We start from the raw sequence: 9681 nt of genomic DNA on the forward strand, positions 1-9681 counted from the left end.
TGCGAGCAGAACGCATCTGATGGTCCTTCCGTCACGACCGGGCAGCCGACACCTCGTCAGCTGACACGACCCGGCCCGACGTGATCCACCGTCAGTCAGGGAGCGCCTCTCCACCACTCAAGGCGCTCACCCGGGTGAACCCGGCCTCCGTACCGGTGATCTCCACCGCCGAGTCGTCCTTTCGGGGTGATCACTCCGACGGAGCAGCGGCGAAACGATTCGCTGGGTGAACGCGGCCCGGTGTCCGATCAACTCCGAGGGACCACCACGATCCTGGGGCGGGCTCCTCGGTCCTTACCGGACCTGGGCCTTTCCCGTTTCGACCCCCTCGTTCCGACCCTCATTTCACACAAGGAGATCCGCTGTGCGTGTTCGTCGTACGGTGCTCAGCACCATCGGTTCCGTCGCTCTCGTGCTCACCTCTCTGGGCGCGCTGACGGCCGCCACCGCGAGCCCCGCGGCCGCGGACCCCTGCGGCTTCTACGAGACCGGTTCCGACGCCTTCTACAACCACTGCACGTCCGACGGCTCACGCGTGGTCATCAAGGTGGACGTGGCCTGGGCGGCCGACTACGAGCGGTGCGTCGGCCCCGGCACGTCGTGGCTGGGCTCCGCCGACAAGATCCAGGGCGCCCACTACACCGGCCGCACCTGCTGACACGCGGTCACTCCGCGGCTCTCGGGGTCCGGGCGAGGTCGTCCCGGGCTCCGAGTGCGTCTTCGCCCCTTCGCCCCTTCGGCGGGGCCCGGCGCGGTCGCCGCGCCCCGTCGCCGTGGGCGTTCTGTCCAGGACGGTCGCTCAAGGTGGTCGCTCAAGGCGGTCAGCTGAGACGATCGGTCCTGGCGATGGGTCCGGCCGATGGGTCCGGCCGATGGGTCCGGCCGATGGGTCCGGGCGATCGGTCCAGGTGGTCAGGCCAGGACGGTCAGCAGGTGGTCGGCGAACTCCTTCGGGGACTCGACGGCTCCCAGGTGGCCGCCCGGAAACTCCACGAACCCGGATCCGAGGAGCTCCGCCAGACGCGCGGCGGGCCCGTACAGCGGGAGTTGGTGGCGGGAGTCGCGCCCCGCGGCCGGCACCAGTTTGCGCGCCACGGGCCGCAGTGCGGCGAGGTCGGGCAGGGTCGAGGAGAACGGACAGAGGACACGTCCCAGGAAGACGGGCAGATTGGCGTGCATCCGGACGGCCATCTCCCGGATCTCGGGCGGCAGTTCCGTCGGCCGCGCGGGCGTCCGCCCGGCCGACCCGTCCGCCAGCCCCTCGCCGAGCCGGGTCATGGCGGCGTCGGCGCCCTCCGCGTGGAGGATCTCGCGCACCTCGGCGAACAGCGCTCGATGGGGGGCGGGGTCCTCCAGCAGTTCCAGCAACGGCGGCTCGTGCGCGACCACCCGACGCAGGCGCTCCGGGTGCCGGGCGAGAAGCTCCACCGCGACGACGGCACCGGAGCTGCACCCGAGGACCACCGCCTCCTCGTCCGGGGCGAGCAGATCGAGCAACCGGTGGGCGTCGTCGCTCCACACGGCCACCTGTTCGTCGGTGCGGGGAGCCTCTGCCGGGCCGTCGAGAGGGCTGCGGGACAGGCCGCGCGGGTCGTACGAGACCACCGTGTACCGGGTGGCCAGCTCCGGCGCCATGCCCGCGTACAGCCCGGCGTCGCCCGCGCCGCCGGGGATGAGCAGCAGGACCGGCCCGCTGCCGAGCGTCTCGAAATGGAGGGTGGCGCCGGGCACCACCAGGGTGCCGGTCCGGTGCGGGGTCGTCATCAGTTGCTCCTGTCGGTCGCCGGTGCGGGCAGGTCCTTGCCCGGGCTGTTTCCTAGTATCCCTAGGTTCACGCCTAGCTCAACAAGTTTTCTCTCGCGTTCGCTGCCTTGCCAACCGCCCGCCGCCGGCCGCTCGTTGCTCCGCTTGCCTCCCTGGCCGTTGCCGCTGAACGGCGGGAACGCCCTTTCTGTAACTCTGGGTAACGCTTCTCCTGTCGTACAGTCGAAGCCGGGGTGGAGAAGACCGGAGAGGGGATGACGTGCCGCTGGAGCCGGTGCGGTTCGCGGTCCTGGGGGGCGTTCGGGTCTTTCGGGGGGACGTGGAACTGGAGCTCGGGGGACCGCAGGAACGTGCCTTCCTGGCCCTGCTCCTGGTCGGGGCGGGACAGCCGGTCGCCGTGGGCGAGATCGTCGATGTGCTGTGGGGAGCGGATCCGCCGCGCAGCGCGGTCAATGTGGTCCGGCGTCATGTGGGTTCGCTGCGTCGTCTGCTGGAGCCCGGCATCGCCGCCCGCGCGGAGGGCCGCTGGCTGGTGCGGGGCGCGGGTGGATACCGGCTGGTGACCGACGGTGACTCCTCGGACCTCCTGGAGTTTCGCGCGCTGCGGGAGGAAGGGCGCCGGCTCGCGGACCGGTCGCCCGTGCAGGCGCTCGAACTCCTCACCGAAGCACTGTCGTTGTGGCGCGGGCCGCTCGCCGCCGGCATCCCCGCGCCGGCCCGGGCGCACCCGGCGTTCGACGCCGTGGACCGTGAGCGGCTCGCCGCCGTGCGGCAGGCGGCGGACGCCGCGCTGCGCGCCGGGAGGCCGGACGTGGCCCTGCCCGAACTGCGACAGGCCGCCGCACGGCATCCGTTGGACGAACCCCTCCAGGCGGCACTGCTCCGCGCGCTGGCCGCGGTCGGCCACCGCTCGGAGGCCCTGGCCGCGTACGAGGCCGTACGGGCACGGCTGGCCGAAGAGCTGGGAATCGACCCCGGCGCGGAACTGCGCGAGGCACGCGACGCGGTTCTGCACGGGATGCGGGGGGCGGGGGCGCAGCAGGCGTTGGGCGCGCAGGGCGCCGCCCAGGGCACTCCGGCCGCACACGGTGGGCAAGGCGCGAGGGATGCGCAGGGCGGCGCCCCTGCCGGTGCGAGGGCGGGTCTCGGTGCTGGTCGTGACGTCGGTGGTGCCGGTGGGGGCGCGGGCTCGGGTGCGGGTGCGGGCGGGGGTCCCGGTGTTGGTGCCGGTATCGGTACCGGTGCGGGCGAAAGTCCCGGTATTGGTGTCGGTGCTGATGTCGGGGCCGGGGTCGTGTCGTCCGGTGGTTCGGTGCAGGGGTCCGGTGGGCCGGGACCGGACGGTGTCGCCGGGCAGGCGCCTGCCCCGCCCCAGCTGCCCTCTCTCCCGCCGCCTGCCCAACTGCCCCACGACATAACGATGTTCACCGGGCGGCGTACCGAACTGGACGAGGCGTTCGCGCTGTCCGGTGCGGACGGATCGCGGCCCGGGACCGTGGTGATCGGTGCCATCGGCGGGATGGCGGGCATCGGCAAGACGACGCTCGCCGTGCACTGGGCGCACCGGGTCGCCGACCGGTTCCCCGACGGGCAGCTCTACGTCAACCTGCGCGGTTTCGACCCCTCCGGCGTCGTCATGGACCCGGGGGAGGCCGTCCGGGGGTTCCTCGGCGCGTTCGGTGTGCCGCCGGAACGGATTCCGCACGGGCTCGACGCGCAGGCCGCGCTCTACCGCAGCGTGCTCTCCGGCCGACGGGTCCTCGTGGTGCTGGACAACGCGCGTGACACCGAGCAGGTGCGGCCGCTGCTGCCCGGCTCGCCCGGCTGCCTCACCATCGTCACCAGCCGCGACGAGTTGCCGGGCCTCGTCGCCGCCCATGGCGCCCACACCCTGACCCTGCATCCGTTCGACGCCGCCCAGGCACGGGCGTTCTTGGTGCGCCGACTGGGCGCCGAGCGGGTCGCCGCCGAGCCCGGGGCGGCCGACGAGATCAGCGAGCTGTGCGCCGGACTGCCCCTCGCCCTCGCCTGCGTGGCCGCCCGGGCCGCCGGCCACCCGCACTTCCCGCTCGCCGCCGTCGCCGTCGAACTGCGCGAGGCCCACGGCAGCCTCGACGCCTTCGCCCGCTCCGACGCCTCGGTGGACGTCGGCACGGTCTTCTCCTGGTCCTCGCGCGCGGTCTCGGCCGCGGCCGGCCGGCTCTTCCGGTTGCTCGCCCTGCACCCGGGCCCCGACTTCTCCCCGCCGGCCGCGGCCGCCCTCGTGGGCCTGCCCGTACGCCGGGCCCGGCCACTGCTGGCCGAGCTGACCGGACTGCACCTCGTCACCGAACACAGCCCGGGCCGCTACGGCTTCCACGACCTCCTTCGCGCACACGCCGGCGAACTCGTGGACGAGCGGCACACCGAGACCGAGCGCGGGGCGGCCCTGGACCGGCTGTACCACCACTACCTGCACACCGCCCACGCCGCGGACCTGCTGTTGGCCCCCAACGCCGACCCGCTGCCCCCGACACCCGCGCCCGAGGGCGTCCATCCCGAATCCCTCGCCGACGACGAGCGCGCCCTGGCCTGGCTCACCGCCGAACACGCGGTGCTGCTCGCCGTGGTCGACCAGGCCGCCACGTCGGGGCAGCCCGCGCAGGAACGTCTCGCCTGCCAACTCGCCTGGTCCCTGGAGCCGTTCTTCGACCGGCGCGGCCACTGGCACGACGGGCTCGCCGTGCAGCGCACCGCGCTCGGCGCCGCCCGGCGGCTCGCCGACCCCGCGCTGGAGGCCCGCGGCCTGCGCGGACTGGCCCGCGTGGAGGGCCGGCTCGGGCTGCACTCCCGGGCCGTTCCCCGACTGGAACGGGCCCTGGAGCTCTTCACCGAGCTGGGCGACGACACCGGCCGCGCCCACACCCACCGCAGTCTCGGCTGGGAGCGCGAGCAACAGGGCGACCTGCCCGGCGCTCTGCGCCACAACCAGTTCGCCCTCGGCCTGTTCCGCGCCCTCGGCGACCGCGCCGCGCAGGCCAGCGTACTGAACTCGGTCGGCTGGTACCACGCGCTGCTCGGCGAGTACCGGCACGCCCTGACGCACTGCTTCGAGGCGCTCACCATGCTCCAGCAACTCGGCGACCGCTACGGCCAGGCCGTCACCTGGGACAGCATCGCCTACGCCCACCACCACCTCGGACGCCACCCGCACGCGCTCCTCGGCTATCGCAACGCCCTCGCTCTGCTGCGCGACCTGGGCGTGCCGTACGTCGAGGCCGACATCCTCGTCCGGGTCGGCGACACCCATCTCGCCACCGGCGACCACGAGGGCGCCCGCACCGCATGGGAGCAGGCTCTCGTCCTCCTCAAGGGCCTGAATCACCCCGACGCCGAGCGGGTCGAGGCGCTGCTGAACGCCCCGGAGGGACACGCCGGTGCCGTCTGACATCCAACCCCCGCCCGCGCGCCGGACTCGGCGCCGGCCCTCGCCTCCGCCCCCGTACCGGCCCTCGCCGTCATCCCCCTGCCGGTGCCGGGCCGCGTGCAGCCCCCTCGGTTCCGTCGGCCCGGCCGTACCGCGCGCGGTCGGCTCCGACGGGCGCGGCCCGGGCATGCCGCTGGACGGACCGCGGTCACCGTTCCCGCCCCCGTCGGACCGGCTCACCGGTCTGGCCGGACGGCCCCCGCAGGCCGGAGACGTTCGTGGGTGAGGCGCTGCGCTTCGAGGTGCTGGGGCCCGTACGGGTGTGGCGGGCGGAGCGGGAGCTCGATCCCGGCTTCCCCCAGCAACGCGCCCTGCTCGCCCTGCTCCTGGCGCACGCGGGCCGGTCCGTGCCGATGAGCGAGATCGTCGACGTGCTGTGGGCCGAGCGGCCGCCCGCCAGCGCGCTGAACGTGGTGCGGCGTTACGCCGGCGCGTTGCGGCGGCTGCTCGAACCCGGGTTGCCGCCCCGTGCTCCGGGCAGGCGCCTGCTGCGCCGTACCGGCGGCTACCTCCTGGAGGCGACCTCCGACGAGGTCGACCTGCTGCGCTTCCGTGAGCTGACCCGGCAGGGAAAGCGGGCGGCGGCCACCGGACGGCCCGAGACGGCGGCCCGGCAGTTCGTGCTGGCGCTGGAGGAGTGGCGGGGGCAGGTGGCGATGGGGGCTCCGGCACGCGTGCGTGAACACGTCCAGTTCACGGCCGTGCAACGGGAACTCCTGGAGACGGCCGGGCTGGCGGCCGACGCGGCGCTGCTGTGCGGCCGCGCGGAGCAGGTGCTGCCCGCGCTGCGCCGGGCCACCGCGCACGACCCTCTCGACGAGTCGCTGCACGCCAGGCTGGTGCTGGCCCTGGCCGCCCGCGGACTCCAGGCGGAGGCCCTGGGAGCGTACGAGGACATCCGCCGACGCCTCACCCGCGAACTGGGCCTCACCCCGGGCGCCGAACTGGCGGCGGCGCACACGCGCGTACTGCGCCAGGACGTGGGACGACGACTGAAGCGCGGGCCGGTCGTGCGACTCGGCCACCCGATCAGCGTCACGAGAACGAAGCCGACCCCTGAGGCGGGGCTCGCGGCCCTCGGTCCCACCGAGGCGGGGCTCGCGGCCCTCGGTCCCACCGAGGCGGGGCTTACGGCCCTGGGTCCTGCCGAGCCTGGGCCTGCGGCCCTCGGTCCCACCGAGGCGGGGCTTACGGCCCTGGGTCCTGCCGAGCCTGGGCCTGCGGCCCTCGGTCCCACCGAGGCGGGGCTTACGGCCCTGGGTCCTGCCGAGCCTGGGCCTGCGGCCCTCGGTCCCGCCGGGTTCGGGCTTGCGGCGCCGGGGCTTGCCGGGTCTGAGCCTGCGGCCCCGGCACTTGCCCGACCTGGGTCTGGGGTCCCGGCGCCTGCCGAGCCCGGGGCTGCGGTCCCAGCACCCGCCCAGCCCGGGCCTGTGGCCGTGGGCCCTGCCGGGTTCGGGCTTGCGGCGGCGGGGGTTGCCGAGTTCGGGCCGGGGGTGGCTGGGCGTGCCGAGCCGGGGCCTGCCCCAGCCGACCCTGTCGTTCCGGGGCTTGACCCACCTGCGCCCTTCGCCCTGCGGCTTGCGTTCGGCGGCCCAAACCCCGCCGCCTCAGGGTTCGTCGGCCCCGGCCCCGCCGCCCCGGGGGTCGCGCCAGGGCCCACGGCCTCCGCGCCGGTCCACCCCCGGCTCGCCGAACACCCCGGCCCGCCTGACCCCAATCCCACCGCCGTGACACCCGGCGGCTTTGGCGGCGGCCCCAACCCCACCGCCGATACGCCCGGCGGCCTGAGCGGCGGCCCCACCCTCGCCGCCCTCACCCCCGGCGGCCTCGATCGCCCGGTGGCCGGCGTCGGCGGTGGTGGTGGGGGCGGCGACGTGGCGTTGGTGCGGCCTGCTCAGTTGCCGTCGGCTCCTGGTTTCTTCGTGGGGCGGGTGGGCGAGTTGGAGTGGCTGGAGGAGGCCGGTTCGGCCGCGGGGGTCGTGCTGGTCGGTGGGATGCCCGGGGTCGGCAAGAGCGCCCTGGCGCTGCACTGGGCGCACCGGGTCGCCGACCGTTTCCCGGACGGACAGGTGTACGTGGCGCTGCGTGGCTCCGATCCGGCCCGGTCCGTCGTGGAGCCCGCCGACGCGCTGCGTGGGATGCTCGCGGCGCTCGGCGTACCCGCGCCCCGCATGCCGGACGGGATCGACGCCCTGACCGGCGCCTACCGCACGCTCCTCGCACGTCGCCGCGTCCTCGTGGTCCTCGACGACGCCGCCGGCACCGGACAGTTGCGCCCGCTGCTGCCCGCCGGGCCGGGCTGTCTGACGCTGGTCACCAGCCGACACGCGCTGCCCGGACTGGTCGCCTCGGGAGCGCGGCCGCTCCGCCTCGCACCCCCGGCCGCCGAGGACGCGCACGCGTTGCTGGCCGGGCGGATCGGTGCCGAGCGGGCGGCCGCCGAAGCCCCGGCCGCCGACGAGATCGTCACCCGCTGCGGCCGGTTGCCCCTGGCGCTGACCACCGTCGCCGCGCGTGCCGTCGGCCGACGGGACATGCCGCTCGCCTCGGTGGCCGCCGGACTGCGCGAGGCCCACGGAAGTCTCGACGCCCTCGCCGCCACCCGTGAGGCCTTCCTGGGCTCCTACCGGCTCCTGGCGCCGGACAGCAGGCGGCTGTTCCGGCTTCTGCCCCGGTACGAAGGACCCGACATCACCCCGGCCGGGGCCGCCGCGCTCGCCGGGCTGCCGGTCCGCCGAGCCCGGCTGTCGCTCAGCGTGCTGGCCGACGCGCACCTTCTCGGCGAACCCGCGCCGGGCCGCTACACCCTGCATGACCTGCTGCGGGTCTTCGCCACGGAACGGGCCGAGGCGGAGGGCCGTCCAGGCGGCTCGTGAAGGCGCTGTCACTTCGTTGTCACTCTTTTTGCACATCCGCCGAACTACCGTCCGGACGACGTGATGGACGGATCCCCCGGAGGCTACGGCGGAAGATGCGCAGCACCAGTACGAGCACCTGTGACAGCACCCGCACTCCCGAGACGCCCGGGAGCCGGACGCCGCCGGGCGTCGAGATCATGACCGGCGAGGAGACACCGGCCCGGCTGCCGGGAGAGGCGTCGCCGCACCCTGCCCACCGCCTCCTCGCCCGTGACGGCGGCGAGTACCTCTTCGTCGGTCTGCGGAGCGGCGGCCGCCCCGCAAGCGCTCCCCTCGATCCCGCTGCTCCCGTCGTTCCCCCCGCTTCTCACGAGCCGCTCGATGCCCCCGGGCTGCGTCTGGCGCCCGGGGACGTCTGCTTCTACGACGTCCACCGTGCCCCCGCGCTCGACTTCCGCGAGCCGTTCCGGGCGACGATGTTCCTCGTCCCGGCCGACCTGCTCGGCCTGGCGGACTGCGACGTGGAGCGGATCGTGCGGACGCCGGTCGCCTGCTCCTCCCGGCTCGGCACCCTGCTGTCGCCGCTGCTGTCCGACCTGGCCCGTGTCGCGGCCGAGGCCCGGCACCCGGTCGGCGAGATGCTCGCCTGGAACGCGGTGAACCTGCTGGCGACCCTCGCCGCCGAGCAGTTGGGCACAGCGGTACCCGGGGCGCCCGGGGCGCCCGGGGCGCCTGCAAGTCCCGGAGTGTCCGAGGCGCCCGGGACCCCGGGCACAGCCGGCGCGCGATCCCCGGTGCTGGGGCGCGTCCTGGAGTACGTCGAACTGCACCTGACCGATCCGGACCTGTCCCCGGAGGTCATCGCCCGTGCCCACCACATCTCCGTGCGCTACCTGCACAAGCTGTTCAAGGACGAGGGCACCACGGTGGGCCGGTGGATTCTGCGCCGCCGTCTGGAGGAGTGCCGACGCGACCTGATGCGGTACGGCCGCGCGGGCCGGACCATCGCGGCCGTGGCCGCACGGTGGGGTTTCCTGAGCGCCACGCATTTCAGCCGGGTCTTCCGGTCCGCCTATGGAATGTCCCCCCGCGAATGGCGGGACACCGCGGGACGCGGCGCGCGGACCGGACCTCGCTGAACACCAGGGGAAAGGGGGCGGCGTTCATGGGGAATCCAACCGCACGTCCCAGGACTCTTTCCCGGAATGCAGTCGGCGGCCTGCGGGTTCTCGACGTGGCTGTGGGGGAAAGCCTTCGCGGGAACGGCCTGAGAATCGGCAATGCTCGGGGAATGCGCTGGAAATGTGCTGGTAATGCGCCGAGTCGCGGGACCCGTGTTCTGTGCACTGTGAGCACAGCGTCGGTGCACGGGTGGACAAATTCCGCCCGCGTGGCAGATTTAGCGTGACGGGGCAAGACAGCGCACATCGATAGCAGCAGGAGATGCCATGTCCGACGTCGTCGAGCCGGTCACGCCGGTGCTCGAACCCGAGGCCGCGGCGTTCGCCGAGGCGACCGCGAACCCGCCGTACCTTTTCGATCTGGCGCCGGCGGAGGGGCGTAAGGCGGTCGACGAGGTGCAGTCGGGTGAGA

5 protein-coding genes and 1 pseudogene are annotated in these 9681 nt (G+C 74.4%); 5 read left to right on the top strand and 1 reads right to left on the bottom strand.

All coding sequences use genetic code 11. From position 1 onward, the window contains the following. Window positions 1-364: 364 nt before the first annotated feature. Entirely contained in the window at window positions 365-658 is a 294-nt protein-coding gene (locus ACIPFH_RS43035) for a DUF6355 family natural product biosynthesis protein (RefSeq protein WP_356259958.1), read from the top strand. A 254-nt stretch (window positions 659-912) separates the two neighbouring features. On the opposite strand, the gene ACIPFH_RS43040 is transcribed toward ACIPFH_RS43035, so the two are convergent. Beyond that, window positions 913-1764, bottom strand: coding sequence for an alpha/beta fold hydrolase (locus ACIPFH_RS43040; RefSeq protein WP_401835608.1), 852 nt, complete (start codon window positions 1762-1764; stop codon window positions 913-915). A 259-nt stretch (window positions 1765-2023) separates the two neighbouring features. Here ACIPFH_RS43040 and ACIPFH_RS43045 point away from each other — a divergent pair, with 259 nt between their 5' ends. The 4 genes and pseudogenes from ACIPFH_RS43045 to ACIPFH_RS43060 form a co-directional block, all read left to right on the top strand. Continuing rightward, the gene (locus tag ACIPFH_RS43045; protein WP_401835611.1) at window positions 2024-5191 is read left to right on the top strand and encodes a BTAD domain-containing putative transcriptional regulator; all 3168 of its coding nucleotides are present in this window, start codon (window positions 2024-2026) and stop codon (window positions 5189-5191) included. 257 nt (window positions 5192-5448) lie between these two features. Next, window positions 5449-8106, top strand: a complete 2658-nt coding sequence (locus ACIPFH_RS43050) for a BTAD domain-containing putative transcriptional regulator (RefSeq protein WP_401835613.1) — start codon at window positions 5449-5451, stop codon at window positions 8104-8106. Between the two features lie 95 nt (window positions 8107-8201). After that, window positions 8202-9227 (top strand): helix-turn-helix transcriptional regulator, encoded by a 1026-nt coding sequence (locus tag ACIPFH_RS43055; protein WP_401835614.1) that lies wholly within the window; start codon window positions 8202-8204, stop codon window positions 9225-9227. 309 nt (window positions 9228-9536) lie between these two features. Next, window positions 9537-9681 (top strand): annotated as a pseudogene (locus ACIPFH_RS43060) (esterase); the annotation flags it as partial.

This window comes from Streptomyces sp. NPDC088157, assembly GCF_044741545.1.
Lineage (GTDB): Bacteria > Actinomycetota > Actinomycetes > Streptomycetales > Streptomycetaceae > Streptomyces.